This window comes from Stenotrophomonas maltophilia, from assembly GCF_900186865.1.
GTDB classification, from domain to species: domain Bacteria; phylum Pseudomonadota; class Gammaproteobacteria; order Xanthomonadales; family Xanthomonadaceae; genus Stenotrophomonas; species Stenotrophomonas maltophilia.
Genome location: NZ_LT906480.1, coordinates 408,670 through 434,810 on the forward strand (window position 1 = coordinate 408,670; position 26,141 = coordinate 434,810).

27 protein-coding genes are annotated in these 26,141 nt (G+C 67.1%); 12 read left to right on the forward strand and 15 right to left on the reverse strand.

The window, feature by feature from the left end; all coding sequences use genetic code 11:
- Window position 1 precedes the first annotated feature (1 nt).
- Entirely contained in the window at window positions 2–877 is an 876-nt protein-coding gene (locus CKW06_RS01960) for a cytochrome c oxidase subunit 3 (protein WP_005412024.1), read from the forward strand.
- Between the two features lie 20 nt (window positions 878–897).
- On the opposite strand, the gene CKW06_RS01965 is transcribed toward CKW06_RS01960, so the two are convergent.
- On the reverse strand, window positions 898–1,116 hold the full coding sequence (locus CKW06_RS01965; RefSeq protein WP_005412025.1) for a twin transmembrane helix small protein: 219 nt from the start codon (window positions 1,114–1,116) through the stop codon (window positions 898–900).
- Window positions 1,117–1,173: 57 nt separating this feature from the next.
- Here CKW06_RS01965 and CKW06_RS01970 point away from each other — a divergent pair, with 57 nt between their 5' ends.
- The 5 genes from CKW06_RS01970 (at window position 1,174) to CKW06_RS01990 (ending at window position 5,590) form a co-directional block, all read left to right on the forward strand.
- Window positions 1,174–1,887 (forward strand): SURF1 family protein, encoded by a 714-nt coding sequence (locus tag CKW06_RS01970; protein WP_024958179.1) that lies wholly within the window; start codon window positions 1,174–1,176, stop codon window positions 1,885–1,887.
- Window positions 1,888–1,995: 108 nt separating this feature from the next.
- Entirely contained in the window at window positions 1,996–2,565 is a 570-nt protein-coding gene (locus tag CKW06_RS01975) for a hypothetical protein (protein WP_032964395.1), read from the forward strand.
- A gap of 10 nt (window positions 2,566–2,575) precedes the next feature.
- Window positions 2,576–3,739: a COX15/CtaA family protein gene (locus CKW06_RS01980; RefSeq protein ID WP_005407797.1), complete on the forward strand. Its 1,164-nt coding sequence runs from the start codon at window positions 2,576–2,578 to the stop codon at window positions 3,737–3,739.
- Between the two features lie 4 nt (window positions 3,740–3,743).
- A complete protein-coding gene (gene cyoE, locus CKW06_RS01985) occupies window positions 3,744–4,637 on the forward strand; it encodes a heme o synthase (protein ID WP_005407798.1) in 894 nt (297 codons plus the stop codon).
- A 146-nt stretch (window positions 4,638–4,783) separates the two neighbouring features.
- Entirely contained in the window at window positions 4,784–5,590 is an 807-nt protein-coding gene (locus CKW06_RS01990) for a hypothetical protein (protein WP_024958181.1), read from the forward strand.
- 116 nt (window positions 5,591–5,706) lie between these two features.
- On the opposite strand, the gene CKW06_RS01995 is transcribed toward CKW06_RS01990, so the two are convergent.
- The 6 genes from CKW06_RS01995 to rpsU form a co-directional block, all read right to left on the reverse strand.
- Complete coding sequence (locus tag CKW06_RS01995; protein WP_005407800.1) at window positions 5,707–6,678, reverse strand: bile acid:sodium symporter family protein; 972 nt, start codon at window positions 6,676–6,678, stop codon at window positions 5,707–5,709.
- 31 nt (window positions 6,679–6,709) lie between these two features.
- Complete coding sequence (locus tag CKW06_RS02000) at window positions 6,710–7,210, reverse strand: protein tyrosine phosphatase family protein (protein WP_024958182.1); 501 nt, start codon at window positions 7,208–7,210, stop codon at window positions 6,710–6,712.
- Between the two features lie 27 nt (window positions 7,211–7,237).
- Complete coding sequence (gene dnaG, locus CKW06_RS02005) at window positions 7,238–8,977, reverse strand: DNA primase (RefSeq protein WP_024958183.1); 1,740 nt, start codon at window positions 8,975–8,977, stop codon at window positions 7,238–7,240.
- A 60-nt stretch (window positions 8,978–9,037) separates the two neighbouring features.
- Entirely contained in the window at window positions 9,038–9,958 is a 921-nt protein-coding gene (locus CKW06_RS02010; protein WP_024958184.1) for a YihY/virulence factor BrkB family protein, read from the reverse strand.
- 105 nt (window positions 9,959–10,063) lie between these two features.
- A complete protein-coding gene (locus tag CKW06_RS02015; RefSeq protein ID WP_005412032.1) occupies window positions 10,064–10,507 on the reverse strand; it encodes a GatB/YqeY domain-containing protein in 444 nt (147 codons plus the stop codon).
- Window positions 10,508–10,641: 134 nt separating this feature from the next.
- Complete coding sequence (gene rpsU / locus CKW06_RS02020) at window positions 10,642–10,857, reverse strand: 30S ribosomal protein S21 (protein WP_002808376.1); 216 nt, start codon at window positions 10,855–10,857, stop codon at window positions 10,642–10,644.
- A gap of 166 nt (window positions 10,858–11,023) precedes the next feature.
- On the opposite strand from rpsU, the gene tsaD reads away from it, so the two are divergent.
- Window positions 11,024–12,049 (forward strand): tRNA (adenosine(37)-N6)-threonylcarbamoyltransferase complex transferase subunit TsaD, encoded by a 1,026-nt coding sequence (tsaD, locus tag CKW06_RS02025; protein WP_005407805.1) that lies wholly within the window; start codon window positions 11,024–11,026, stop codon window positions 12,047–12,049.
- A gap of 33 nt (window positions 12,050–12,082) precedes the next feature.
- Here tsaD and CKW06_RS02030 read toward each other — a convergent pair whose 3' ends face one another.
- On the reverse strand, window positions 12,083–12,736 hold the full coding sequence (locus CKW06_RS02030; protein WP_024958185.1) for a hypothetical protein: 654 nt from the start codon (window positions 12,734–12,736) through the stop codon (window positions 12,083–12,085).
- A 354-nt stretch (window positions 12,737–13,090) separates the two neighbouring features.
- On the opposite strand from CKW06_RS02030, the gene folB reads away from it, so the two are divergent.
- From folB to CKW06_RS02050, 4 genes are all read left to right on the forward strand, one after another.
- Entirely contained in the window at window positions 13,091–13,444 is a 354-nt protein-coding gene (gene folB, locus CKW06_RS02035) for a dihydroneopterin aldolase (RefSeq protein ID WP_005407807.1), read from the forward strand.
- 91 nt (window positions 13,445–13,535) lie between these two features.
- Window positions 13,536–14,807 carry a mechanosensitive ion channel family protein gene (locus tag CKW06_RS02040; RefSeq protein WP_005407808.1) on the forward strand — a complete coding sequence of 424 codons (1,272 nt, stop codon included), beginning with the start codon at window positions 13,536–13,538 and terminating at the stop codon, window positions 14,805–14,807.
- Window positions 14,808–14,935: 128 nt separating this feature from the next.
- On the forward strand, window positions 14,936–17,110 hold the full coding sequence (locus CKW06_RS02045; protein WP_024958186.1) for a glycoside hydrolase family 3 N-terminal domain-containing protein: 2,175 nt from the start codon (window positions 14,936–14,938) through the stop codon (window positions 17,108–17,110).
- A gap of 129 nt (window positions 17,111–17,239) precedes the next feature.
- Complete coding sequence (locus CKW06_RS02050; protein WP_024958187.1) at window positions 17,240–17,785, forward strand: hypothetical protein; 546 nt, start codon at window positions 17,240–17,242, stop codon at window positions 17,783–17,785.
- Between the two features lie 64 nt (window positions 17,786–17,849).
- Here CKW06_RS02050 and CKW06_RS02055 read toward each other — a convergent pair whose 3' ends face one another.
- Window positions 17,850–19,019, reverse strand: coding sequence for a PQQ-dependent sugar dehydrogenase (locus CKW06_RS02055; RefSeq protein WP_024958188.1), 1,170 nt, complete (start codon window positions 19,017–19,019; stop codon window positions 17,850–17,852).
- A 168-nt stretch (window positions 19,020–19,187) separates the two neighbouring features.
- Here CKW06_RS02055 and yiaA point away from each other — a divergent pair, with 168 nt between their 5' ends.
- Entirely contained in the window at window positions 19,188–19,640 is a 453-nt protein-coding gene (gene yiaA / locus CKW06_RS02060; RefSeq protein WP_024958189.1) for an inner membrane protein YiaA, read from the forward strand.
- A gap of 87 nt (window positions 19,641–19,727) precedes the next feature.
- Here yiaA and CKW06_RS02065 read toward each other — a convergent pair whose 3' ends face one another.
- The 6 genes from CKW06_RS02065 to CKW06_RS02090 form a co-directional block, all read right to left on the reverse strand.
- Window positions 19,728–20,051 carry a hypothetical protein gene (locus CKW06_RS02065; RefSeq protein ID WP_024958190.1) on the reverse strand — a complete coding sequence of 108 codons (324 nt, stop codon included), beginning with the start codon at window positions 20,049–20,051 and terminating at the stop codon, window positions 19,728–19,730.
- A gap of 110 nt (window positions 20,052–20,161) precedes the next feature.
- The gene (locus tag CKW06_RS02070) at window positions 20,162–21,463 is read right to left on the reverse strand and encodes an APC family permease (protein ID WP_005407814.1); all 1,302 of its coding nucleotides are present in this window, start codon (window positions 21,461–21,463) and stop codon (window positions 20,162–20,164) included.
- Window positions 21,460–22,221: a L,D-transpeptidase family protein gene (locus tag CKW06_RS02075; protein ID WP_024958191.1), complete on the reverse strand. Its 762-nt coding sequence runs from the start codon at window positions 22,219–22,221 to the stop codon at window positions 21,460–21,462. Before CKW06_RS02075 ends, CKW06_RS02070 begins: the two co-directional genes overlap by 4 nt.
- 15 nt (window positions 22,222–22,236) lie before the next feature.
- Window positions 22,237–23,085, reverse strand: coding sequence for a MurR/RpiR family transcriptional regulator (locus tag CKW06_RS02080; RefSeq protein ID WP_005407816.1), 849 nt, complete (start codon window positions 23,083–23,085; stop codon window positions 22,237–22,239).
- Window positions 23,086–23,590: 505 nt separating this feature from the next.
- Window positions 23,591–24,685: a dipeptide epimerase gene (locus tag CKW06_RS02085; RefSeq protein ID WP_005412042.1), complete on the reverse strand. Its 1,095-nt coding sequence runs from the start codon at window positions 24,683–24,685 to the stop codon at window positions 23,591–23,593.
- Window positions 24,682–26,121, reverse strand: coding sequence for a C40 family peptidase (locus tag CKW06_RS02090; RefSeq protein WP_024957150.1), 1,440 nt, complete (start codon window positions 26,119–26,121; stop codon window positions 24,682–24,684). Before CKW06_RS02090 ends, CKW06_RS02085 begins: the two co-directional genes overlap by 4 nt.
- Window positions 26,122–26,141: the final 20 nt, after the last annotated feature.

Sequence of the window (26,141 nt, forward strand, 5' to 3'; positions counted from 1 at the left end):
CATGGCCCAGACACCGACCGACGCCAACGTGTACTTCGTCCCGGCCCAGAGCAAATGGCCGTTCGTGGGTTCCATCGCGATGATGGTGACCATGGTGGGCGTGGCCAGCTGGCTCAACGATGCCAGCTGGGGACGCTGGACCTTCTACATCGGCATCGCGATGCTGGTGCTGACGTTGTTCTGGTGGTTCAGCGACGTGGTGCGCGAGTCGCAGGCGGGCAACTACAACCACCAGGTCGATGGCTCGTTCCGGATGGGGATGATCTGGTTCATCTTCTCCGAAGTGATGTTCTTCGGCGCCTTCTTTGGCGCGCTGTTCTACACCCGCAACCTGGGCCTGTCGTGGCTGAGCGGCGAAGGCCGCGGGGTAATGACCAACGAGCTGCTCTGGCAGGGTTATTCCGCCGGCTGGCCGACCAACGGGCCGGCGGCGATCGGTGGCGCGTTCCAGACCATCCCGGCCTGGGGCCTGCCGCTGATCAATACGCTGATCCTGCTGACCTCCGGCGTGACCCTGACCATCGCCCATCACGCACTGAAGGCCGGCAACCGCCGCCAGCTGCTGATCTGGCTGGGCCTGACCGTGGTGCTTGGCCTGGGCTTCCTGACCTTGCAGGCGGAGGAGTACATCCACGCCTACAAGGAACTGAACCTGACGCTCGGCTCGGGCATCTACGGTTCAACGTTCTTCATGCTGACCGGCTTCCACGGCGCGCACGTGCTGCTGGGCACGATCATGCTGATCGTGATGTGGCTGCGTTCGGCCAAGGGACACTTCACCCGCGACAACCATTTCGGTTTTGAAGCGGCCGCGTGGTACTGGCACTTCGTCGACGTGGTGTGGCTGATGCTCTTCATGTTCGTCTACGTGCTTTGACCGCGCATGCATCGGTGGCCTCAGCCGCCGATGCCGTGCGGTTTGATCCAGCCCATGTAGATGCTCACGATCACCAGCAGGATCAACGCAACCGACACCGCGATGCGGCGCGTCAGTGCGTTGACCGTGCGCTTGGTCTGGCCGCGGTCGACCAGCAGGTAATACAGGCCGGCGCCCAGATTCCAGACGATGACGATCAGAAACGCGATTACCAGCAGGGTCTTCAGCGAATCACTCATGCGCGGCTCGAGGGCAGGGTGGATGCGCCTATCTGACCGCGTTTGCGCGGACTTGTCATGATGCGCCAGCACACGCGCGTGATCGGATGGCTGCTGGCGGTGCTGGCAATGGTTGGTTTCACCGCATTGGGGCTGTGGCAGCTGCAGCGCATGCATGCCAAGCAGGCAATGTTGGATGCACAAGGTCCAGCTGTGGCACAGGCGCTGCCACTGGCGCAGGCTCTGGTTGCACCTGGCGCCTTGCACGGCGTGGCCGACCACGGTCGCTTCCTGCCCGGCGTGGTGCTGCTGGACAACCAGACCCGGCACGGCCGCGCGGGCGTGAAGATCTATCGCCCGTTCCGCAGTGACGAGGGCAGCGTGCTGCTGGTCGATCTGGGCTGGCGCGCGCTGCCGCCCGATCGCAGGCTGCCGGATGTGCCGGCACCGCCTTCGCCGGTGGCGGTGCGTGGCCTGCTGGCGCCGCCGCCGTCGGCGGGGCTGGCCCTGGGCCCGGCGTTCTCCGCTACCGATGAGGCCGGGCGTTGGCTTGCCAGCCGCTTGCCCGCCGAGGGCCTGGCGGCGGCGCTTGGCTTGCCGGGATTGCCTGATCGCGTCCTGCGACTGGACCCGGCGCTGCCCTTCGGCGACGAACGCGACCTGGACCTGCTGCCGAACACGCTGCCGCCGCAACGCCACCTGGGCTACGCCGTGCAGTGGTTCGGCCTGGCCCTGACCGTGCTGGTGGTCGCGCTGGTACTGGAGTGGCGCAGGCGACGTGCTGCCCGGTAGTGCCGGCCGCTGGCCGGCAACCCCCGCATTCCTGGATGCCGGCCGGCGGCCGGCGCTACCGCGGCGTCACACCCGCATCCCTCACCCAACCATGAGAAAATGCCCCGCATGAACACTGCTACGTCCCCGCAGGCGCGCGGCTCCGGCCGCCGGACCCTGGTGCTGCTGTTTGCCGTGTTCTTCGGGGCGATGGCGCTGGCCGCCGTGCTGCGCTTCTCTGGCTGGCAGCCCGCCGGGCACCGCAATGCCGGCCAGCTGCTGAAGCCGCCTGTGGACCTGCGCCAGCAGGCGCGGACCCTGGCCAACGGCCAGCCGTACCCGTGGAACCCCGAAGCCCGTACCTGGCGCCTGCTGGTGGCGCCTGCCGGTGCCTGCGACGTCCAGTGCGTCACTTTGTCGCAGGGACTGGGCAAGGTGTGGCAGCTGTTCGGCCATAACGCCGATAATGTCGAAATCCTGTGGCTGGGAACGCCACCGGCGTCGATCGCCTCGCTGCCCGCGCTGCGGCCGCTGGCTCCGTCGCCAGCACTGCGCGCGGCCCTGCCCGGCGTCGACGATCCGGCTGGCCTGCCGGTCTACGTGATCGATCCGAACGGCTTCGTGATCATGCGTCATGCCCCGGGCACCGACCTCGGTGGCCTGCGCAAGGACATGGCCACGTTGCTGAAACTGAAGTGAGTCCCGTTTGATGAGCCTTTCCGCGCGTCCGGCGCTGCACCGCAATTTCCACCGCCTGGCGTGGTTCGCCATGATCATGACCGCGAGCACGATCATGTTCGGCGCCTTCGTGCGCCTGTCCGATGCCGGCCTGAGCTGCCCGGACTGGCCGACCTGCTATGGCCAGGCCACCTGGCCGCAGCACGTGGAAGAGACCATCGGCCACCCGGCGGCGGAGATCCGCCCGCTGGAGACCCACAAGGCCTGGCGTGAACAGGTGCACCGCTTCCTGGCCGGCGCACTGGGCATCGAGATCCTGACCCTGGCGCTGCTGGCCACGCGCAAGCGGCGATTCGGAAGCACGGCGGTGGTGACCGCCTGCGTGCTGGTGGCCGCCGGCATACCGCTGTACATGATGGGCTGGCATGGCACCGCCAGTACCTTGGCTCTGATCGGCGAGGCGATCCTGCTGATCGCCGCGCTGCGCTGGAGCAACATCGACCTGGCGCGCGCTGCACTGCTGACCCTGGCCGTGGTGATCTTCCAGGCCCTGCTGGGCATGTGGACGGTGACCCTGCTGCTCAAGCCCATCGTGGTGATGGGGCACCTGCTGGGCGGCATGCTGATGTTCGCGCTGCTGGTCTGGATGGCCTGGCGCGCCACGCACATGCCGATCACCCTGGCCGAAGCACCGAAGCTGAAGTGGGTGCTGCGCATCGGCGTGGCGGTGCTGGTCACCCAGATCGCATTGGGCGGCTGGGTCAGTGCCAACTACGCGGCGCTGGCCTGCGGCGGCGGCAGCGCCTCGCTGGACAACTTCCCGCGCTGTGCCAACCAGTGGTGGCCGCAGCACAACTTCGTCGAAGGCTTCACCCTGTGGCGCGGCATCGGCGTGGATTACGAAGGCGGAGTGCTGGATGGCGCCTCGCGTATCGCCATCCAGATGGCGCACCGGCTGTTCGCGGTGGTGGTGGCCGTCTACCTGCTGTGGCTGGGCGTGCGCCTGTTCCGCTTGCCGAGCATGCGTGGCTGGGCCAGCGCGCTGATCGCGCTGCTGGTGCTGCAGGTCACCCTCGGCATCCTCAACGTGAAGCTGGCGCTGCCGCTGGAAGTGGCGGTGGCCCACAACGGCGTGGCCGTTGCCCTGTTGTTCGTGCTGGTCAGCCTGCTGGCCCGCCTGCGCGCCCCGGACTGATTCCATGTTTTCCAATTACCGCCAGTACTGGGACCTGACCAAGCCCAAGGTCGTTGCCCTGATCGTCTTCACCGCCCTGGTCGGCATGGTCCTGGCCATTCCGGGCGTGCCGAGCTGGGAGCAGGTGCGCGCCGGCGTGCTCGGTTTCCTCGGCATCTGGCTGGCGGCCTCGGCCGCAGCCGCCATCAACCAGCTGCTGGACGCACACATCGATGCGCAGATGGCGCGCACCTCGTGGCGTCCGCTGGTGGTGGGCAAGGTCAAGCCATGGCAGGTGCTGGTGTTTGCCGGCGTGCTGATCGTGCTGTCGATGACCATCCTGGTGCTGTGGGTGAACCTGATCACCGCCGTGCTGACCTTCGCCTCGCTGATCGGCTACGCGGTGATCTACACCGTGTACCTCAAGCGTGCGACCTCGCAGAACATCGTCATCGGTGGCCTGGCCGGCGCGATGCCGCCGATGCTGGGCTGGGCCGCAGTGACCGGCATGCAGGGCTCGTCGGACTGGGCGTACTCGTCGCTGCTGGTGCTGATCATCTTCATCTGGACCCCGCCGCACTTCTGGGCGCTGGCGATCTTCCGCCGCGAGGATTACGCCAAGGCAGAGATCCCGATGCTGCCGGTGACCCACGGCGTGGTGCATACCCGCAAGCAGATCATGGTGTATTCGGTGGTGCTGGCGCTGGTCTGCCTGCTGCCGTACCTGGTGGGCATGAGCGGTGCGTTCTACCTGGGCGGCGCGATCGTGCTCAACGCGGTGTTCCTCTGGTATGCCTGGCGCATGCTCAACCCGCCGGACGAATTGTTCTCGATGAAGATGTTCTATTACTCCATCGTGTACCTGATGGCGCTGTTCGCCTTCCTGCTGGTGGACCACTGGATCCTGCCCTGGCTGTGAGGGGCTGCCCTTTGTAGAGTCGAGCCACGCTCGACTCAGGCCCGGTCTGATGGCGGGAGCATCCACACACGGCGTGGATCTACTTGAACCGCGGTTGCTGCGTCGCCATTGCTGTTCCTGACCGCAAAGGAAAGGAAGGCGCAGGGATGCATTCGATCGTCCGTTGGACCACCGCGCTGCTGCTGGCGCTGGGTGTAGCCCTCACCGCGCATGCCGATGACACCGCCGCGCAGATCCGCCAGCATGCCGGTGAGCACCGCCTGCTGGTACTGGGCGAATTCCACGGCACCCGCGAGACCCCGTTGCTGGTACGCCAGCTGGTGGACGACTACAGCCGCAACGGCCCGGTCCTGATGGCGCTGGAACTGCCACGCGCCGAGAACCCTGTGCTGCGCGAATATCTGGAATCCGATGGCGGGGCCAGGGCGCGCCGGCACCTGCACGGCCGCGCGTTCTGGACCGTGCGCGATGACCAGCATGATGGTCGCCGCAGCCGCGACATGCTGGCGATGATCGAAGGCCTGCGTGTGCTGAAGACGCAGGGGCGCGTGATCGAAGTGGTTGGCTATGACGTCAATGCCAGCAGTGACGGCAACCAGGCGCGCGATGACTTCATGGCAGCCGAGTTGCGACGGCTCTATCGAGAGTTGCCAGACAATGCACGCATGCTGGTGCTGACTGGCAATGTCCACGCCATGCTGCGGCGGCCGGAAGGTATGCCACCGGAAATGCAGAGGCGGCCGATGGCCTCCCAGCTGCGGGACCTGGATATCTACAGCGTGCGGTTGGGTGCGCTGCGTGGCCAGGCGTGGGCGTGCGCGGACCGTTGCATGGCGCGGCCACTTCCAGAGCAGGTGGCCCCGCGGCCGCGGGGCGATACCCATGCGGAACGGGTGTACGACCTGTGGGTGTGGATGCCGGAGCTGAGCGTCGGCACGCTCGTGGATCCGTAGCGTCAGGCAACCCATCCACGCATGGCGTGGATCTACTGGTGGTTCACGCCATCCGTGGTTTGGAGTAGATCCACGCCATGCGTGGATGGTCTACCCGGAACAACCCGCGTGCCCTGTCAGGGCTTGCGCCGCGCATACCGCTGCGCGATCACACCGCAGACGATCAGCTGGATCTGGTGGTAGATCATCACCGGCAGCACGATCGCGCCGAGGCTGCCGCCGGCGAACAGCACCTTGGCGATCGGCACGCCGGTGGCCAGGCTCTTCTTCGAGCCGCAGAACACGATGGCGATCTCGTCCTCGCGGTTGAAGCGCAGCCGGCGGGCGATGAAGGTGATCAGCGGCATGGCGATGCCGAGCAGCACTGCAGCCACCACGGCCACGGCCAGCAACGAGAGCAGCGGTGTCTTGCTCCACAACCCTTCGGTCACCGCTTCGCCGAACGCCGAATACACCACCAGCAGGATCGTGCCCTGGTCGGTGTAGCGCAGCAGCGCGCGCTGCTTCTCCACCCAGCCGGCAATCCACGGCCGCAGCAGGTGGCCGGCCACGAACGGCACCAGCAGCTGCAGCATGATGCCGCCGATCGCGTGCAGTGGGTCATGCACGCCGCCGGAGGTGCCGGCCAGCGCGGTCAGCAGCAGTGGGGTCAGGAACACGCCGAGGATGCTCGACAGCGAGGCGCTGCACACCGCTGCCGGCACGTTGCCGCGGGCCATCGAGGTGAACGCGATGGACGACTGCACGGTGGACGGCAGGGTGCACAGGAACAGCACGCCCAGGTACAGCTCCGGAGTCAGCAGCCAGCCCGACAGTGGCTTGAACATCAGCCCCAGCAGCGGGAACAGGAGGAAGGTGCAGGCCAGGATGGTCAGGTGCAGCCGCCAGTGCAGCATGCCGCCGATGATCGACTCGCGCGGCAGGCGCGCGCCATGCAGGAAGAACAGCGCGGCGATGGCGACGGTGGTGACATCGTCGAGCACGATGGCAGCGGCGCCCTTCATCGGCAGCAGCGAGGCCAGGCCGACGGTGCACAGCAGGGCGAGGGTGAAGTTGTCCGGTCGCAGGCGCGACCACCAGCGGGTCATGGTGGGCAGAGTCCTTGGTGCGGAGGGTGGTTCAGGGCGAGGTGACCGGTGTGGCCAAGCGCTGGCGGGTGGCGGCTTCCAGCGACTTCAGGCCGGCGCGCTGGCCGAGCTGAAGCGCCTGCTCCGGGCTGGCATGTTCATAGCGGGCATTGACCAGGCCGAGCACGGCACCGGCGCGGTTGCCGGAGGCGCAGTGCAGCAGCACCGGCCCCTGGCTCTGCTGCAGGGCCTGGTGCACGGCGCGCACATTGGCCGCATCCAGGCCCTCGGCGCCGGCCACCGGAATGCGCACATAGCGCAGGCCCAGCGATTCGGCCGCGTGGATTTCATCGAAACCCCGGTCCTCGCCAGGCTGGCGCAGGTCGATCACCGTGCGTACGCCCCGTGCGGCCAGGGCCTGCAGCTGTGCGGCGCTGGGCTGGCCACCGGCATACAGGCCGGGACGGACTTCGTTGAGAGGCACGTCTTCGGCCAGGGCCGTCAGTGGCAGGCAGAGCGACAACAACAGCAGGCAGGTCAGGCGCAGCAGCATGGTCCTCTCCGTGAAAACGTCCTGCCGCTACAAGCGCAGTCCGGCGCGGGCCTTCAACAGCTCGCGCAGTTCGTATTTGTCAGTATCGTCCAGACCCTGCTGGCGCTGCTTTGCCAACAACTCATCCAGACGTTGCACCAGCAGCTGTTTCTCCAGCTGGGCCACCGCGTCGTGCAGTTCCTGGGTCCAGCTGGCTTCGGTGCCGGGCAGCGTCTGTGCGGCCAATGTATGCAGCGAGGCCTGTTCCTCGCGGCCGTCGAAGTGTTCCAGCAGGGCGCCGGTGCTGATGTCCGGGCGCTGTTCGACCAGCCCCAGCAGCTCCAGAAGCAGTTCCACACCGGGCAGGCGCAGGCCCTGGAAGTGATGCTTGCCGCCCAAGGTCAGCGCCAGCGAGGGTTGCTGCAGCAGCACGGCGATCGCGCCGCGCACCAGGCTGCGCCTGGCCACCGGCTGGATCGTGCGCGAAGGCTGGCGTTGCGGCATCGGCGTGCGTGCAGCCTGGGCGTTGCCGCCGAGCCCGGTCAGCTGCGCCAGCTGCTGCTTCATCAGGTCGCCGAAGGCACCGTCGGGAATCTGCGCCAGCATCGGCTTTGCGCGTTCGGCCAGGCGCGCCTTGCCGTCCAGCGTGCCCAGGTTGATCTCGCGGGTCAGTTCATCGAAGAAGAACTGCGACAGCGGCGTGGCCTGCTTCAGGCGCTCGTTGAAGGCCTCGGCGCCTTCCTTGCGCACGATGGTGTCCGGGTCTTCGCCATCGGGCAGGAACAGGAAGAAGGCCTGGCGGCCATCCTTCATGCGCGGCAGCACCGACTCCAGCGCCTTCCAGCCGGCGCGGCGGCCGGCGGCGTCGCCGTCGAAGCAGAAGAACACGTCCGGCGCGTTGCGGAACAGCAGCTCGGCATGGTCCGGCGTGGTTGCGGTACCCAGTGTTGCCACCGCCTGGGTGACACCGAACTGGAACAGCGAGACCACGTCCATGTAGCCCTCGACCACGATCAGCCGCTCGATCTTCTGGTTGGCCTGGCGCACCTGCCACAGGCCGTACAGTTCGCGGCCCTTGTGGAACAGCGCGGTTTCGGGCGAGTTGAGGTACTTGGGGCCGTCGTCCTTCTCGAACACGCGGCCACCGAAGGCGATCACCCGGCCACGGCGGTCGAAGATCGGGAACATCACCCGGTCGCGGAACTTGTCGTAGACATGGCCGCGATCGTTCTTGGAGAACAGGCCGGCGCGGTCGAGCAGCTTCATGCGCCGCTCGTCCTTGCCCAGTGCATCGCGCAGGCCGCTGTACCCGTCCGGGGCGTAGCCGATCTGGAAGCGCGCGCGGTTCTCTTCGTCCACGCCACGGCCATCAAGGTAACTGCGTGCCTTGTCGCTGCCTTCCAGGTTCTTCTGGAAGAACCGGGCGGCGGCATCCAGTGCCGAATACAGCTCGCGGCTGTCGTCCTGCTGCTGGGGGCTGCGCGGGTTCTCGTTGCGCGGTACTTCCATGCCCGCGCGCTTGGCCAGCTCATCCACCGCGTCGAGGAACTCGAGGCGGTCGTAGTTCATCAGGAAGCTGATCGCGGTGCCGTGCGCGCCGCAGCCGAAGCAGTGATAGAACTGCTTGGTGGGCGAGACCGTGAACGACGCGGAGCGCTCGTCATGGAACGGGCAGCGCGCGGCGTACTCCTTGCCCTGGCGCTTCAACGGCACGCGGCTGCCCACCACCTCGACGATGTCGGTGCGGGCGAGCAGGTCGTCGATGAAAGCGTCGGGGATACGGGCCATGGGCAACAGGGCAGGGCGCGGTGCAGGACCACGCGACGGAACCGGGGCGGTTGGCCTAGTTTACCCCCTGTCGGGCACCTGGCTGGCGGTTGCCGGATCAATGCCGGCTGCGGCCAGGTGATGACGCGCGCGCAGGCGCTCATCGATCACCGCCGTCATCAGGGCGCCAACGAAGAACACGACGGTGGCGTAGTAGATCCAGACCAGCGAGATCACCAGCGCGCCCATCGAGCCGTAGGCACTGCCGGGGGCCACGGTGGCGATGTAGACGCCGATGCCGTACCGGCCCAGTGCGAACAGTGCCGAGGTGATGACGCCGCCGATGAAGGCCTGGCGCCACGCCACGCGACGGTCGGGCAGGTAGTGGTACATGAAGGCGAAGCCGACTGCGTACAGCAGCAGGCTCGTGACGTACCCCAGCGCGGGCAGGATCGAGGGCAGTTGCGCGAAGGCCACCTGCAGCACCGTGGTGGCGGTCATCGACAGGATCAGCAGGAAGCCCAGCGCCAGCACCACGCCGAAAGAAAACACGCGCTTGCGCAGCCAGGCCTTGAGCCCTTCCAGGCGCTCGCCGCTGGTGCGGAAGATCAGGTTCAGTGCGTTCTGCAGCTGGGCGAACACGGCGGTGGCGCCGACGAACAGCAGCAGCGTGCTCCACACACCCGCCAGCGAGCCGACATCCGGCTGGTTGTCGGCGTTCTGCAGAACGGTTTCGGCCACGGTAGCCGCGCTGCTGCCGGCCACCGAGCTGATCTGGTCGATCAGTGCCTGCTGGGCCGGTGGGTACAGCGAGGCGGTCAGCCACAGCAGCAGCACCAGCAACGGTGCCATCGACAGCAGGGCGTAGAAGGAGACGGAAGCTGCCTGGGTCAGCACGTCGACGTCGATGAAGCGCTTGGCCACCGCCATCGGGAAGCTGTCCTGCAGGCGCTTGATGTACTTGCGCAGTGACACGGGAACGTTGGGCTCGGGTTCAACCATGTGTGCGGTTGTAGCAGGCGACCGACGAAGGTGCGGTGAAGCGGGTGCATCAATGGGGTCAGAGCCCTTCCGTGTCGCGGAAGGGATCCGACCGCAAGTGCTGGATTACGCCAGCAGCTGCTTGACCAGCTTGGAGACCAGGCCCATGTCGGCCTGGCCGGCGAGCTTGGGCTTCAGTGCGCCCATCAGCTTGCCCATGTCGGCCGGGCCGGAGGCGCCGGTTTCGGCGATGGCGGCCTGGATGGCGGCCACGATCTCGGCTTCGCCCATCTTGGCCGGCAGGTAGGCTTCGATGACCACGATCTCGGCGCGCTCGATCTCGGCCAGGTCTTCGCGGTTGGCGGCTTCGTACTGGCTGACCGAGTCCTTGCGCTGCTTGACCATCTTGTCGAGCACGGCGATCACGGCGGTGTCGTCCAGTTCGATGCGCTCGTCCACTTCGCGCTGCTTGATGGCGGCATTGATCAGGCGGATCACGCCCAGCTTGTGCTTCTCGCCCGCCTTCATGGCGGCCTTCATGTCTTCGGTGAGCTGCTGCTTCATGCTCATGAGGAACCTCGTGGTGGTAGGTGGGGCGGGGGCGGATGCCCGAACCCGGAAACGCAAAAAGCCGGCGACGCTCGCGCGTGCCGGCTTCGGCTCCATCGCGACAGGCAGGCCCGCCGCAATGAAGATGCGTCCGATCAGTACAGGCGCTGACGCTTGGTGACGTCGCGCGACGAGCGGCGCAGCTGACGCTTCACAGCAGCGGCGGCCTTGCGCTTGCGCTCCTGGGTCGGCTTTTCGTAGAACTCGCGCTTGCGGGTTTCGGCCAGCACACCGGCCTTTTCGCAAGTGCGCTTGAAGCGGCGAAGAGCAAACTCGAAGGGCTCGTTCTCGCGGACTTTGACGCTGGGCATGGAATCTCCGGGACACAGTAGAACCGGGTCACGCCCGGCGAGCCGCACATTATAGCGGCGAATAGACAAACTGCAAGCGGCCAACCCTGAATACGGGCCGGAAGTTCGAAAGCAGTGAGATCTGCACATCCCCCGAGGGGGCGGCAGGGGCGTCATAATAGCAGGCATGCGAGTCCTTGGCATCGAATCTTCCTGTGATGAGACCGGCGTGGCGGTGTATGACACCGGCCTGTCCGGCAGCGCGGCCCTGCGCGCCCATGCGGTCTACAGCCAGATCGCCCTGCACGCCGAATACGGGGGTGTGGTGCCAGAGCTGGCCAGCCGTGACCACGTCCGCAAGCTGCTGCCGCTGGTGCGCCAGACTCTGGCAGAAGCTGGCCTTGGCGTAGACGACATCGACGGCGTGGCCTACACGGCCGGTCCCGGCCTGGTTGGTGCGCTGCTGGTAGGCGCAGGCGTGGCGCGTTCGCTGGCCTGGGCGCTGGAGGTACCGGCCGTGGGCGTACACCATATGGAAGGCCACCTGCTGGCCCCGCTGATGGAAGACGACCCGCCGGAAGCGCCGTTCGTGGCACTGCTGGTGTCCGGTGGCCATACCCAGCTGGTGGCGGTGGATGCGATCGGCCAATACCGCCTGCTGGGCGAGACCCTGGATGACGCGGCCGGCGAGGCCTTCGACAAGACCGCCAAGCTGATGGGGCTGCCGTACCCCGGTGGCCCGCAGCTGGCCAGGCTGGCCGAGCAGGGCACGCCGGGCGCGTACCGCTTCGCGCGGCCGATGACCGACCGCCCGGGGCTGGATTTCAGCTTCTCCGGCCTGAAGACCCAGGTCCTGATGGCCTGGCGCGACAGCGACCAGAGCGAGCAGACCCGAGCCGACATCGCCCGTGGCTTTGAAGATGCGGTGGTCGAGACCCTGTCGATCAAGTGCGAGCGCGCGCTGGAAGCAGCGGGCACCAACGTGATCGTGGTGGCCGGCGGTGTCGGCGCCAACAAGCGCCTGCGCGCCCGCCTGCAGCAGATGGCCGAGCGCCTCGGCGGCCGTGCCTGCTTCCCGCGGCCGGCACTGTGCACCGACAACGGCGCGATGATCGCCTTCGCCGGCGCGCTGCGCCTGCAGGCTGGCCAGCACAGCCCGCCGAAAGTGGATGTGACCCCGCGCTGGGACATGGCGACCCTGCCGGCGGTGTGAACCGGTAGCGTCGGGCCACGGCCGGCGGACGCATTACCGATGCACTGCCAACGGCGACGCCGCCAGCACGGTTGTCGCCCGCTCATGGCGCTGCAGCCAGCCCAGCGTGTGTGGGCAGCGGGCATGGATCAGCCGCCCGATCGCGGCCAGGTCGGCGCCGATGTCGCGCTCGAGGATGGGCTCGTGATGGGCGATGCGGTTGCGCAGGTGGCGGATGCGGTCGAGGTCAGCATGGATGTTCGTGCGGACCACGCTGAGAGCATCCTGTGGCGCGTTCGGCAACGCAATCTTCAAGCCCCGCGCCCAGACGGCTCCCTCGAAGCGCCGCGTGAAAAGCTGCTGCCAGAAAGCGAAACGAAGACTGGCGATGATCTCCGGAGTGTCCATCCGAGGATCTGCCTGTCTATGGATATCCTGCAAGGCCGACAACGCGCCATCTGCTGGCATCCGCTGCAGCAGTGCGGGATGCCAGGGCCAGCGCCGCCCGAAGGTATGCGCCAGCGCCGCGGCCACCGCATTGCGGATTACGATTTCACAGACGTGCAGGGGAGATAGCAGCGCGCCGCACATCTGCATGTTCCATACGTAAAGTGAGGCGGCGTCCAAACAGTGCCGGTATGCAATGCGTTTGTACGTCGCCCACCGTGGGCGTGACAGCGCTGCCTGCAGGATTCGTTGCTCTCTCATCAAATACGGGACCACATGGCGGATCACTAGCCTGCGCTGGTTGCCGCAGGCGTGATATCGGGCAATGCCGCCGTGTCAGGCGGCAAAATTCCTGTATCGCCTTGGGCTTCCTCCAGTATGTCGTGATTGACTCTGGACCGTAGAGGAAATGAACGTCACGATCTGCATCGTGTGCTCCGGGACTCGCGGCTGGATTCCAGCTCCCCCCGGGGACGTTGAGAGGTACCAAAGGGCCCCGCTAGCAGGGCCCTTTGTTTTTTCCGGACCGCCCCACGCCGGTGGCCCGCCGCCCGTTCCGGGCAGGCTCACCGCCGTGCCGGTACCATGGCCGTCTGTATTCGGCTGGTAACCGCAATGGACAAGGTTTTCATCGAGGGGCTGACGATCGACGCCCTGATCGGCATCTACGATTGGGAGCGGCGGATCCGCCAGGACCTGGTGTTCGACCTGGAAATGGGCTTCGACAACCGTCGCCCCGCAGCCACCGATGACATCGCCCACACCCTGAACTACAAGGCGGTGAGCAAGCGCCTGGAACAGTTCGTGCGCGAGTCGGAGTTCGGCCTGGTCGAGACCCTGGCCGAACGTTGCGCGCAGATCGTGCTGGACGAATTCGACGTGAAGTGGCTGCGCCTGAAGCTGAGCAAGCCGGGCGCGGTGCGCGGCGCGCGCGCGGTGGGCGTGATCATCGAACGCACGCGGGACTGACCCGGTCGCGCCGGCCATTGGCCAGCAACCCCGGTAGTGCCGGCCGCTGGCCGGCAACCTTGGCAACAACGAAACAGACAGGAGACAACCGATGGTGGACGCGGTGGTGGCGGTACAGTGGCTGGAACGGCTGCAGAACACACTGGAACCCTATCCTGGCGCCTACCTGGCGTTGATGATCTCGGCGCTGCTGATCGCCGCTGGCCTGGCCAACTGGGTGACCAAGCGCATCCTGCTGCGCGGGCTGCGACGCCTGCTCAGCCGCCTGCCGGGCGCTGATACCGGCCGCGGCAGCCACCTGATGCGGGTGATCTCGCGTCTGTCCAACGTGGTGCCCAGCCAGGTGATCGCCTCGGGCATCCGCATCGTGCCGGACCTGCCGCCGGGGCTGGTGAGCTTCATCATCGGCGCCTGCCAGGCGTGGGCGATCCTGACCGTGGTGCTGGCCATCTCGCATGCGCTGGATGCGGCCAATGATCTCTACGAGCGCCGCCCCGAGGCACGCAACAAGCCGATCAAGGGGTACCTGCAGGTCGCCAAGATCGTCATCTTCGTGATCGCCGGCCTGTCGATCGTTGCCACCCTGGCCGGCGTCGACCTCCGCTATCTGGTCACCGGTCTCGGCGCCGCCACCGCAGTGCTGATGCTGATCTTCCAGGACACCATCCTGTCGCTGGTGGCCAGCGTACAGATCAGTGGCGATGGTCGTGTGCGCATCGGTGACTGGATCGAGATGCCCAGCCAGAACGCCGACGGTGATGTGATCGACATCGCCCTGCACACCATCACCGTGCAGAACTTCGACAAGACCATCACCACCATCCCGACCAAGAAACTGGTGACCGAGTCGTTCAAGAACTGGCGCGGCATGCAGGAGGCCGGTGGCCGCCGGATCAAGCGCGCGCTGTACCTGGACCAGCACAGCGTCGGCTTCCTGGATGAGGGCGACCTGGCCTTCCTCGGTGAATTCGCGCTGCTGCGCGACTACCTGCAGGCCAAGGAGCAGGAGCTGGGGCAGTGGAACGGGCGCCTGCGCGAGCAGGGCGTGGCCGAGGTCAACAGCCGCCGGGTGACCAACCTGGGTACCTTCCGGGCCTATGTGGAGCGTTACCTGCGCAGCCACCCGGGCATCCATACCGACATGACCCTGCTGGTCCGTCAGCTGCAGCCGACCACCGAAGGCCTGCCGCTGGAGCTGTACTGCTTCACCCGCAGCACCGCCTGGGGCGAGTACGAGGCGGTGCAGTCGGACATCTTCGACCACCTGCTGGCGATCCTGCCGGCCTTCGGCCTGCGGGTATTCCAAGCCTCCAGCGACGCCATGTTGATGGCCGGGCAGCGCCAGCTGGCTGGCTCGGAGTAAGCTGCGGTGCCCCCGGCGGGGCCATACGGACCCCGCTGGTGGCTGAAACTGAATGAAAAAACCCCTCGCCAAATCGCCCGGGATCGCTAGAATGCCGGGCTTGTAAACGTTTTCATCAAGGACTGCCGGTGGCCTCCGATCGCATCGAATCCCTCATTGCCCAGATGACCGTCGAGGAAAAGGTCGGCCAGCTGGGTGTCTTCGCGGACATGGTCCGCCCGTTCGCCCCGGACGTGAACCCGGAAGCCAACGTGCGCAATGCCGACCAGGTGCTGCAGCAGGTGCGCGAGGGCAAGGTCGGCTCGCTGTTCAATGGTGTGGGCGCCGAACTGGGCCGCCGGATCCAGCAGGTCGCCACCGAAGAGAGCCGCCTGGGCATCCCGGTGATCCTGGCGGCCGACGTCATCCACGGCATGCGCACCGTGTTCCCGATCCCGCTGGGCGAGGCCGCCAGCTTCGAGCCGGCGCTGGCCGAGCGCACCGCGCGCGCCACCGCCATCGAAGCCACCGCCGCGGGCCTGCACTGGACCTATGCCCCGGCCGTGGACATCGCCCGCGACCAGCGCTGGGGCCGTGGCGCCGAAGGTGCCGGTGAGGACGTGGTGCTGGGCTGTGCGTTCGCCGCCGCCCGCGTGCGCGGCTTCCAGGGCAGCGACCTGCGCGCCGCCGATTCGCTGCTGGCCACCCCGAAGCACTTCGCCGCCTATGGCGCGGTGATGGCCGGCATGGAATACAACATGGTGGACATCTCGCCGCAGACCCTGCGCGATGTGCACCTGCCACCGTTCAAGGCCGCCTTCGACGCCGGCGCGATCACCGTGATGTCCTCGTTCAACGACATCAATGGCGTGCCGGCCAGTGCCAACGCCGAACTGCTGACCGACATCCTGCGCGGTGAATGGAAGTTTCCGGGCGTGGTGATCTCCGACTACACCGCCGATATGGAACTGGTCGCGCACGGCTATGCCGCCGACGACCGCGATGCCACCGCCAAGGCGTTCACCGCCGGCCTGGACCTGAGCATGCAGAGCGGCTTCTACGCCGAGCACCTGCCGGGCCTGGTCGAGAGCGGCGAGGTGCCGATGGCGGTGCTGGATGAGGGCGTGCGCCGCATCCTGTGGCTGAAGGAAACCATCGGCCTGTTCGACGACCCGTACCGTTCGCTGGACCCGGCGCGCGAAGCCGATACCTCGTACCTCGCCGCGCATGACGAACTGTCGCGCGATGCCGCGCGCCGTTCGATCGTGCTGCTGAACAACCGCGACAACGTGCTGCCGCTGCAGAAGACCGGGCAGAAGATCGCGCTGATCGGCCCGTTCGTGCAGGACCGCGAGAACATTGAAGGCTGCTGGACCCTGTTCGGCGACAAGCAGCGTTACGTGGACCTGGAAACCGGCGTGCGCGCCGCCATCGGCGATGAAGCGCTGCTGGAGATCGTGCCGGGCTGCGAACTGGAAACTGCCATTCCGGGCGGCACCGAAGCAGCGGTGGCTGCCGCGCTGCGCGCCGACGTGGTGGTGCTGGCGCTGGGCGAACCGCAGCGCTACAGCGGTGAAGCGCAGTCGCGCGTGGAGATCACCCTGCCGCCGGCACAGCAGGCACTGGCCGAGGCGGTGGCGATGACCGGCAAGCCGCTGGTGGTGCTGCTGCGCAACGGCCGTGCGCTGGCACTGCAGGGCGCGGTGCGCAACGCGCACGCGGTGGCGGTCACCTGGTACCTGGGCACGCAGACCGGCCATGCCGTGGCTGATGTGCTGTTCGGCGACTACAGCCCGTCCGGCCGCCTGCCGGTCAGCTTCCCACAGGTGTCCGGCCAGCAGCCGTACTTCTACAACCACCCGCGCACCGGTCGCCCGGAACTGCCGACCATGTCGGAGTTCAAGGCTCGCTGGCGCGAGATTCCGAACGAGCCGCTGTACCCGTTCGGCCACGGCATCGGTTACACCACCTTCGCCTACGGCGTGCCGCAGCTGAGTGTGGCGCAGCTCGGCTGGGACGACACCCTGACCATCACCACTACGCTGACCAATACCGGCGACGTGGCCGGCGAGGAAGTGGTGCAGCTGTACATCCACGACCGCGTGGCCAGCCGCGTGCGTCCGGTGCGTGAACTGAAGGACTTCCGCAAGGTGGCACTGCAGCCAGGCGAGTCGACCGACGTGGTGTTCACCCTCACCCGCGAGCAGCTGGCCTTCACCGGCCGCGACGGCGTGCTGCGTGCCGAACCGGGCCACTTCGACCTGTGGGTCTGCGCGTCCTCGGCGGCCGGCGAAGCCGTGCAGTTCGAGCTGCTGAAGGCCTGATCGAAGAAAAAGGGGACGGAGGGGATTAAGTCGTTTGTGCCACTGACGACTTAATCCCCTCCGTCCCCTTTTGTTGTCCTCACCGCGGCGGCGCTACCATCGGGCTCCCTGTTTCGATGGAGTGCGCGCATGCGCCGGATGGCTTGTCTGATTCCCGCCCTGATGCTGGCCGCCTGTTCGCAGCCGGCGGCACCGCCGGCCGAGCCTGCGGCGGATGCACCGCCGCCGATGGAGGCCAGCGCCCCGGCAACGCCTGCGGCATCTGCCACTGAACCCGCTGCTTCGGCACCGGCCGCGCCCGTAGCGGAAGCGCCCGCCGAAGACGCACGCGCGCGCATCGAAACGCTGCTTGGCGATGCGGCGCAGTTCGAGAAGGTCTTCAATGCGTTCAAGGCCGCCGTGGTTGGCGGCGATCGCGCTGCGGTGGTCGAGGAAGTGCGCTTTCCATTGAACGTCGGTGGCGGAAAGAAGATCACCGGCCCCGGTGAGTTCCAGCGCAACTACGAGAAGATCATCACCCCGGCGGTGGTCAAGGCGGTGTCCGAGCAGGATTTCGGCAAGGTGTTCGTCAACCAGCAGGGCGTGATGATCGGCAGCGGCCAGGTGTGGTTGAACGGGCAGTGCTTGGACCAGGCCTGCACGAAGACCGAGGTGAAGGTCATCACCATCCAATGAACGCAGACGGCCCCGCGTGCGGGGCCGTTGCGGACAAACGTGCGGGCCAGCGGCCGGCACTACCTCAGGTGCTCGGGGTGAGCTTCAGCAGGCGCGCCTTGCTGCCGTCTTCCAGCAGCCACAGGGCGCCATCCGGGCCCTGTTCCACTTCGCGGATCCGCTCGCCCATGTTGAAGCGTTCGGCTTCGCGCGCGCTGTCGCCGTCGAAAGCCACGCGCACCAGCGAGGTGGAGGACAGGCCGCCGATGAAGCCGCTGCCCTTCCACTGCGGGAACAGGTTGCCGCTGTAGATCACGAAGCCGGCCGGCGAGATCACCGGCGTCCAGGTCACCTTCGGCGCGGCGAATTCCGGGCGGGTGCTGTGGTCGGCAATCGGCCGGCCGTCGTAATGGTCACCATTGGAAACGATCGGGTAGCCGTAGTTGGCGCCGCGCACGATCAGGTTCAGCTCGTCACCGCCGGCCGGGCCCATCTCGTGTGCCCACAGCTTGCCGTTGGCATCGAAGGCCATGCCGAGGATGTTGCGGTGGCCCAGTGACCACACCTGCGCGGCCACGCCGCCCTGCGAGGCGAACGGGTTGTCGGCAGGCAGGCTGCCATCTTCGTTGAGGCGGATGATCTTGCCGAGGTTGCCGCCCATGTCCTGCGCCGGATCGAACTTCTGGCGCTCGCTGGAGCTGATCCACAGCTTGCCGTCCGGGCCGAAAGCAAGGCGATGGCCGTAGTGGCCTTCACCACTCACCTTCGGGCTCTGTCGCCAGATCACCTTCAGGTCCTTCAGCTGGCCGGCACCGTTGGCATCCAGCGCCAGCGTGGCACGGGCCACGGCAGCGCCGCGGGTGTCCAGCGTGCCTTCCTCGGCATAGCTGAGATAGACCACGTGGTTGCTGGCGAATTGCGGGTGCAGGATCACGTCACCGAAGCCGCCCTGGCCGCCGTAAGCGACCTTCGGAACGCCGGTGATCTCATGCTTCTGGCCGCTGGCCAGGTCCAGGTGCTGCAGCTTGCCGCGCTTTTCAGTGACCAGCAGGCTGCCGTCCGGCAGGAAGGTCATCGCCCACGGCTGGTCGAACCGGCTGATTTCGGTGGCGGTGAACGGGCGCTGGTCGGCAGTGGTGGAGGCTGCGGGCGCTGCGGTCTGGGCGCCGTTGGCGGCCGGGTCGGCGGCATTGCAGGCGGAGGTGGCAAGGATCGGCACAAGGCCGAGGGCGAGCAGCAGGGGCGTGCGGGTCATGGGTATCTCCAGTGCGGGGATGCGGATGGCCGGGCTGTCCCTTGTATACCACCGGCGCCGTGAGCGTCGTGGCCCGAAGGTCCTGCGACCCCTGTGCGAGCGCGGCGGGATCGTCTAGGGTGGGCACGCCCGGGCAAAGCGTGCCCGTCTGCCTGCCAAGGATCTGCAATGAACACTGCCATGCCCCACAAGCCCTCCACCGCCTTCATCGCCGCCTCATGGGTGGCCCTGCTGCTGGGTGCGGCGGCCTACCTGATCGGTCTGTTCAACGCCACGATGGCGCTCAACGAAAAGGGCTACTACCTGACCCTGCTGCTGTTCGGCCTGTTCGCGGCGGTGTCGCTGCAGAAGAGCGTGCGTGACCGCGTCGAGGGCATTCCGGTGAGTGGCCTGTACTACGCGCTGTGCTGGTTCGCACTGATGTCGGCGTTGATGCTGCTGCTGGTTGGCCTGTGGAATGCCACGCTGGCACCGAGCGAGAAGGGCTTCTACGGCATGGCGTATGCACTGTCGCTGTTCGGCGCGGTGGCGGTGCAGAAGAACACCCGCGACCTGATCGCCGCCGGTGGCGGTGAGAGCAAGCGCAGCGCGGTCGTGCCGCCGCTGCCGGAACAGGAGTGAATGTGTAGAGCCGGGCCCATGCTCGGCTGTCGTGCGGCGTTTGTGGAGTCGAGCCGAGCGTAGGCTCGGCCCGACAAAAGCATGGCGTTATCGCTTCAACCGCGGATCCGCCAACTGCGCATCCTCCCAGCCACGGCGCACGGCATTGCGTGCCTGCGCCCATTCCAGCCGGCTGCGGCCACGCTCGCTGGCCCAGCGCGACTCCAGTTCAGCTTCGACCTGTTCGTAGGCGCGGATCATGTCCTGCGTACGCGCGGCATGGCCGATGCGGTAAGCCGGTTCATAGTCCTCGAAGAACAGCTGGTCGTCGTAGTACGGTTCGGCGGTGTAGCGTTCGCGCCAGTAGTTGCTGACCGCATCGCGCGGCGTGCTGTCGTCCGGTACGCGGCCGGGGATCTGGTACTCGGTCATGGAAGGCTCCGTTGTGGACGAAGCCTGATCCTGCCTGCGTGGCGGTTAACGGCCCGGTCCGGCAGCGTGATCACCAGATCAATCCGCCGGGCATGGCCCGGCGCTATCGGTCATCCGGCGTCGGCATCTTTTCGCGGCAGCTTGTAGATCACCGCGCCGATGGCGAACGCCACCAGCGCAGCAGCGATGTTCTGCCAGCTGGCACTGGCGAACAGCGCCAGGCACAGCAGCAGCGCGAGTACCGGAATCAGCGGGCCACCCGGCAGTTTCAGTGCGCCCGGCCGGTCCGCATAGCGCTTGGCCAGCACCAGTACCGCAGCGGCCGTTCCGATGTAGGCGAACAGGCGCGTGGTCATCGACAGCAGGGCCAGCTGCACGAACGAACCGGACAGGGCCAGGCCCAGCGCGATCAGGCCTTGGCACAGGATCGACGCGGCCGGCGTGTGGAAGCGCGGATGCACCTGCGCCAGGATCTTCGGCCCATAGCCATCGCGGGCCAGTGCGAACAGGAAGCGTGGGCCCATCATCATCGTGTTGCTGTTGGTGCCGAGGATGGAGATGGTCGCGCCTACGGTGAGGATCAGCGCCAGTGCTTCGCCGCCGAAGCCGGCAGCGGCATCGGCCAGCGGCGTGGCCGAGCTGGCCAGGCCGGCCAGCGTGCCCTGTGCCACCACCTGCACCGCGCCGTAGATGACGGTGACGGTGATGATCATGGTGATCAGCGCGAACGGAATATCGCGACGCGGATTACGGTACTCGCCGGCGGCGGCCGGGATGTTCTCGAAGCCGGCGTAGGCGTACAGCAGCAGCAACGCGGCCTCGCCCATGCGCTGCAGGTCGTGCGGGTCGGGGCGCTGGCCGGAGAAGGCCAGCTGCGGGTCGATGTAGAACGCACCGATGGCCACGAACAGCAGCAGCGGCAACATCTTGCCGATCACCAGCACCACGCCGGTGCGCGCGGCCGAGCGCACGCCGATGATGTTGACGCCGGTGAGGAAGCCCAGCGACACCACGATCACCGCGATGCGCCCCATGCCGGCACCGGCCCACGGCCAGAAACGCGCGACCGCATCGGCCAGCGCGTTGCTGAGTGCGGCCGCCGAGCTGATGCGGGTCAGCCAGATCATCCAGCCGATCTCGAACCCGGCGAAGCGCCCGAACGCCTCGCGTGCATACAGGTAGCTGCCACCGGGCTCGTCGAAATAGCTGGCGGCCTGCGCGTAGCACAGCACCAGCAGCGCCACGACGATACCGGCGGCGACCACGCCCCACAGGCTGAAGGGGCCGAGCAGGGCGACGGTGGCGGCCGGCAGCAGGTAGATGCCGCTGCCGATCACATCGTTGATCGACAGGCCGACGATCTGCCAGCGGCTGACCGCGCGCTGCAGCTGCGGTTCGTCCTGCGCGCTCAACGGGCGTCTCCGCGCAGTGCGGGCAGTTGCCACTGGGCCTGCAGGCGCGTGTACTCGGCGCGCGGCAGCAGCACGAAGCGCGGCGCATCCTGCGGCCGCAACCAGTCCAGCAGGGCCTGCATGCGGGCCTGCGGCATGGCGGTGCAGCCGGCCGTGGCCTCACCGGGTTGGCGCCACAGATGGGCGAAGATGCAGCTGCCCTTGCCGGGCTGGTTGTCCGGGTTGTGGGCGATCACGAAGCCTTCCTTGTAACGCACGTCGCCCCTGTTGTGCAGATCCAGACGCATCGGCTCGGTGGAGCCTTCCACAGCTGCCTTGCCGACCTTCTTCGCGTCGACGATGCGGTTATAGAAGGGCGACGCCGGCACATCCATGCAGTAGCTGCTGTCGAGCATCGGCTGGTAGGGCATGGCGGTGCCGGGGCGGGTGACGGCATAGCCGAACGCGCTGCCGAGCGCGAACACGCCTGCCGGGCTGCGGCCATCGCCTTCCTGCTTCTGCGGGCCATCGGCCTGCGCCGGGTGCAGGCCCAGGCCCCAGGCGCTGCCGGTGCGGCCCAGTGCCACCGGGAACGCCTCTCCATGTGCGTGCCAGCCCTTGCCATCACGCACATAGGCCTGCAGCTGGCCCTGTGTGCTGTCCCAGCTTTCGCTGGTGACCACGATCAGCTGGCGTGCACCCTGCAGCGGCGCAGCGTGGACGGATACCGCCGCGGCAAGCAGCAGTGCAGCGGTAGCGAGACGGACCAGCGATTTCATCAACAGGTGCTCCGGTCAGGAATCCAGCAGGTGGTCGATCCGCTCCAGGTTCACCGCCAGCTGCTGCTGGCGGTCCGGATTGGTGTGGCAGAGCAGCACGAACAGGAAATCGAGCAGGGCGTGCATGGCGCTACGGTACAGCAGCTGCGCGACCTGCGGCGTGCGCTCGTGCGCACACACCACCAGCGCTGCGTCAGCATGCGCGCGCAGCGGGTTGGCGGTATGGCGGGTGATGGAAATCACCTTGCCACCCATGTCCTGGAACTGGCGCGACAGCTGCGAAAGCTGCGGCAGGTTGCCGAATTCGGAGAACACCAGCAGCGCATCGCCGGGGCGCGCGGCCGACAGGTTGGCCAGCATCAGGATCGGGTCGGTATGTGGCACCACCAGCAGGCCGAGCAGCGACAGCCGCATGGCGAACTCGCGGGCATACAGGCCGTCGTCACCTAGGCCGTACACGAACAGCTTGGGCGCGCCGTCGAGCAGCTGCACGATGCGCTCGATTTCCTCTCGTGGGTTGGCCTGGCGGGTTTCCTCTTCGGCCTGCGCCTTGCTGCGGCGCAGGGTGTCGCCCAGGCGCAGGTAGTCGTCGCCGCTGTCGGGTTCGCTGGGGGCCTGCTGCGGATCGGCGCCAGCACGGGCGACATCCTGGCCGATGGAGTACTTCAGGTCCGGGTAACCCTTGAAGCCGAGCTTCTGGCTGAACTTCACCACGCTGGACTGGCTGATGCCCAGCGCGCTGGCCAGCTGCTGGGACGAGTAGTCGCGCAGCAGGTGGGCGTTGTCGAGGATGAAGTCGGCGATGCGGCGCTCGATGGCCGACATCTGCCCGCGCTCGGAACGGATCTTCAGCAGGGGCGGCATGCGGGGCGTCCGGACATGGATAGGCGCGTTGCGGTTGGCAGCGTAGAGCAGATTATGTGGTGGCTCGGGCGGGCGGGGTTTGCGGGGGACGCCGCAAGTACGTCCGTGTAGGCTTGGCCGCCGCATCCATGCGGCGGACACCCCCGCAAGCCCCGCCCGCCCGACCCCGGACAGATCGCGCGCGTGCCAGCCGCGAAGAGGATACGAGGTAGAGCAGAAGCAGGAGCATCCACGCGTGGCGTGGATCTACCCGGAGCTGTCGTTGAGTCCGCCTTCAAGCGAGCCGAGCACCGCAGGTCCGGCGAGGGCGAAGAGGCGCGGGTGTCTGAGCGCAGCGAGTTCCGCGCCGTCCCTCGGCGGACCGAGGAGCGCAGGGCACCGGCGTGCGCAGCACGTCGGCTCGCGGCCGGCGGAGCGTTTCTTTTGGTTACTTTTCTTTCCGCGGAAAGAAAAGTAACGCGCGACCCAGGATCAGTTGAGGACCAAGCCAGCCGCAAGGCGCAAATCACCCCAGCATCTCCAGCCCGCGTACTTCGGTGATGCCCAGCCCCGGCACGTCGCTGATGCTGATCTCCGATTCGTTGAAATGCACGCCGCCGCTGACCGGGTCGAACTGGCCCAGCGAGGGACCGTCGAGGTCAACCTTGGTGATCACATCACTCTTGGCCACGGCCAGGTGCACGGCGGCGGCCACGCTGATGCTCGACTCGATCATGCAGCCGATCATGCACGGCACGCCGTAGATGCCGGCGATGTCGGCGATGCGGATCGCATTCGACAGGCCGCCGGTCTTCATCAGCTTGATGTTGATGATGTCGGCCGCGCGCTGCTGGATCAGGTCCATCACCTGGCTGGGACTGAACACGCTTTCGTCGGCCATCACCGGCGTGTTGACGCGGTCGGTGACGTACTTCAGCCCGCTGATGTCGGCGGCCTTCACCGGTTGTTCCAGCAGCTCCAGTACCACGCCGGCCTCTTCCAGCGTACGCATCGCATGCACCGCCTGCTTGGCGGTCCAGCCCTGGTTGGCATCCAGGCGCAGCAGGGCACGGCCTTCCACGGCGGCATGGATCGCCTTGACCCGTTCGATGTCCAGGCCGATGTCCTTGCCGACCTTGATCTTCAGCGACTCGAAGCCGCGCTCGATGGCCGACAGCGAATCGGCCACCATCTTGTCGATGTAGTCCACGCTGATGGTGATGTCGGTGGTGATCACCGGGTCGCCACCACCGAGCATCTGGTACAGCGGCGCACCGTGCAGCTGCGCCCACAGGTCGTACAGCGCGATCTCCACCGCTGCCTTGGCGCTGGTGTTGCGCTCCATCGCGGTCTGCACCAGCGTGCACAGATGGTTGAGGTTGACCACGTCCTGGCCGATCAGGCGCGGGGCGATGAAGTGGCGGATCGCTTCGATGATCGAGCCGTGCGTATCGCCGGTGATCACCGCGGTGGCCGGGGCTTCACCGTAACCGGTGTTGCCGGTGTCGGTGCGGATCAGCACCACCACGTCTTCCACGGTTTCCACCGTGCGCAGGGCAGTCTTGAACGGCGTCTTCAGCGGCACGCGCAGCATGCCCAGTTCGATGGCGGTGATCTTCATTCAGGAGTCTTGGCCCGCAGGCGCTGGATGTTGGTGATGCGGTCGATGTAGCGGACGGTATCGCTGGCCATCATCGGCTCCAGCGGCGTGACCGAAACACCATTGAGATGGGCCTGCACACGTCTGCCGTCGGCACCGAACCAGCTGCCGCCCGCCGTATCGTGGATGACCCAGGTGCGGCCGTCGACGTGGCCAATGGCCATCATCACGTGGCCGGGGATGTAGACCAGGTCGCCGACCTGTAGTTCGGTGACCGCACGGTCGCGCGCGGCCTTGCCGACCTTGTCGGTGAACGGCAGGCGATCCAGTGCCGGGCTGACCGCCTGTGCACTGGTATTGCGCGGCAGCAGCACGCCGAAGCTGCGGTAGATCTCGGAGACGAACCCGCTGCAGTCACGGGTGTCGTAGTCATGGCCCCAGCCGTAGCGTTCGCCCAGGAACTTGAAGGCCTGCTGCAGCAGCAGGCGCGGGGTCAGTGGCAGGTAGTCGGCGGCGGTGTCCTGCGAGCGCGGCAGCAGCGCCGGTACGAGCTTCAGACGCCCATCGGCCTCGCGCACCGGCAACTGCACCACCCACGAGGCATGCGCCTGCTGGCCGTTCACCGGCTCTGACGCAGGCCAGTCGGCCAGCACCGGCAGGCGTACGCCCATGTCCAGCTGCAGGCGCGATACGCGCGGTTCCTCCGGGGTGTAGGCGGTCTGCGCGGTGGCGCCGGTGACAATGCGGTACGGGCCCTTCGCGCCATAGCCGAGCACCGTGGCCTTGTCGCCGCTGGCGATGGCGTCGGCTTCGATCCACGCGCTGTAGCGCTCGCTGTGCACGAACAGCCAGCGGCCGTCGGCACTGCGGTGAACCACCGCGACCTTGTCGCCGGGGAACAGCGCCGATTCCTGGAAGCGGTCGATGTCGGTGTCACCGGCGGTGCTGAAGACGCGCTCGCGGGTGGGGAAGGTACGCAGTGCCGCGCGCTTCACCACCAGCCCATAGGCCGGTGCCACCTGGGCAGGAATCGCATCGAGGCCGAGGTTGGCTTCGATGCCGCTGCGCAGCGCGGGAGCGATGGCCTGGCCCGTCTCGTTGAACAGTGCACGCGTGGGCCAGCTGGACAGCGCGCTGATGCTGGCACGCACCGTCGCCGCATCAAGCTGGGCGGGCAGTGTGGCGATGTCCTGGATATGGTTGTCCTGCGCCCGCATCCGCGCGTTCTGCGCCTCGATCTGCGCGCGATCCAGAATCGGCGCATCAGCGTTGTCCAGGCGCGCGGCCCAGTACTGCGGGGTGAGGTAGGCCTCGTGCAGGCCGATCACATAGGGCAGCGGCGCACCCGGGTCGGGCGGTGGTGCCGCCTGTGCAAAGGCCGGTGCGGCCAGCAGGCACAGGGCCAGGGTCAACCGGCGCGGCCAACGCCGGTGCGGTTCGCGGGAAGCCAGGCTCATGCGGTGCACACCCTCCTCGA

Coding starts and splice junctions, on each gene's coding strand:
- CKW06_RS02030 (WP_024958185.1), bottom strand. CDS start 12,736: ATGAGAGAGCAACGAATCCTGCAGGCAGCGCTGTCACGCCCACGGTGG.
- CKW06_RS02050 (WP_024958187.1), top strand. CDS start 17,240: ATGCGCCGGATGGCTTGTCTGATTCCCGCCCTGATGCTGGCCGCCTGT.
- dnaG (WP_024958183.1), bottom strand. CDS start 8,977: ATGGCCCGTATCCCCGACGCTTTCATCGACGACCTGCTCGCCCGCACC.
- folB (WP_005407807.1), top strand. CDS start 13,091: ATGGACAAGGTTTTCATCGAGGGGCTGACGATCGACGCCCTGATCGGC.
- CKW06_RS02015 (WP_005412032.1), bottom strand. CDS start 10,507: ATGAGCATGAAGCAGCAGCTCACCGAAGACATGAAGGCCGCCATGAAG.
- CKW06_RS02010 (WP_024958184.1), bottom strand. CDS start 9,958: ATGGTTGAACCCGAGCCCAACGTTCCCGTGTCACTGCGCAAGTACATC.
- CKW06_RS02080 (WP_005407816.1), bottom strand. CDS start 23,085: ATGCCGCCCCTGCTGAAGATCCGTTCCGAGCGCGGGCAGATGTCGGCC.
- cyoE (WP_005407798.1), top strand. CDS start 3,744: ATGTTTTCCAATTACCGCCAGTACTGGGACCTGACCAAGCCCAAGGTC.
- CKW06_RS02040 (WP_005407808.1), top strand. CDS start 13,536: ATGGTGGACGCGGTGGTGGCGGTACAGTGGCTGGAACGGCTGCAGAAC.
- CKW06_RS02075 (WP_024958191.1), bottom strand. CDS start 22,221: ATGAAATCGCTGGTCCGTCTCGCTACCGCTGCACTGCTGCTTGCCGCG.
- CKW06_RS01995 (WP_005407800.1), bottom strand. CDS start 6,678: ATGACCCGCTGGTGGTCGCGCCTGCGACCGGACAACTTCACCCTCGCC.
- CKW06_RS01965 (WP_005412025.1), bottom strand. CDS start 1,116: ATGAGTGATTCGCTGAAGACCCTGCTGGTAATCGCGTTTCTGATCGTC.
- CKW06_RS01960 (WP_005412024.1), top strand. CDS start 2: ATGGCCCAGACACCGACCGACGCCAACGTGTACTTCGTCCCGGCCCAG.
- CKW06_RS02065 (WP_024958190.1), bottom strand. CDS start 20,051: ATGACCGAGTACCAGATCCCCGGCCGCGTACCGGACGACAGCACGCCG.
- CKW06_RS02090 (WP_024957150.1), bottom strand. CDS start 26,121: ATGAGCCTGGCTTCCCGCGAACCGCACCGGCGTTGGCCGCGCCGGTTG.
- tsaD (WP_005407805.1), top strand. CDS start 11,024: ATGCGAGTCCTTGGCATCGAATCTTCCTGTGATGAGACCGGCGTGGCG.
- CKW06_RS01980 (WP_005407797.1), top strand. CDS start 2,576: ATGAGCCTTTCCGCGCGTCCGGCGCTGCACCGCAATTTCCACCGCCTG.
- yiaA (WP_024958189.1), top strand. CDS start 19,188: ATGAACACTGCCATGCCCCACAAGCCCTCCACCGCCTTCATCGCCGCC.
- CKW06_RS01970 (WP_024958179.1), top strand. CDS start 1,174: ATGATGCGCCAGCACACGCGCGTGATCGGATGGCTGCTGGCGGTGCTG.
- CKW06_RS01975 (WP_032964395.1), top strand. CDS start 1,996: ATGAACACTGCTACGTCCCCGCAGGCGCGCGGCTCCGGCCGCCGGACC.
- CKW06_RS01990 (WP_024958181.1), top strand. CDS start 4,784: ATGCATTCGATCGTCCGTTGGACCACCGCGCTGCTGCTGGCGCTGGGT.
- CKW06_RS02085 (WP_005412042.1), bottom strand. CDS start 24,685: ATGAAGATCACCGCCATCGAACTGGGCATGCTGCGCGTGCCGCTGAAG.
- rpsU (WP_002808376.1), bottom strand. CDS start 10,857: ATGCCCAGCGTCAAAGTCCGCGAGAACGAGCCCTTCGAGTTTGCTCTT.
- CKW06_RS02055 (WP_024958188.1), bottom strand. CDS start 19,019: ATGACCCGCACGCCCCTGCTGCTCGCCCTCGGCCTTGTGCCGATCCTT.
- CKW06_RS02000 (WP_024958182.1), bottom strand. CDS start 7,210: ATGCTGCTGCGCCTGACCTGCCTGCTGTTGTTGTCGCTCTGCCTGCCA.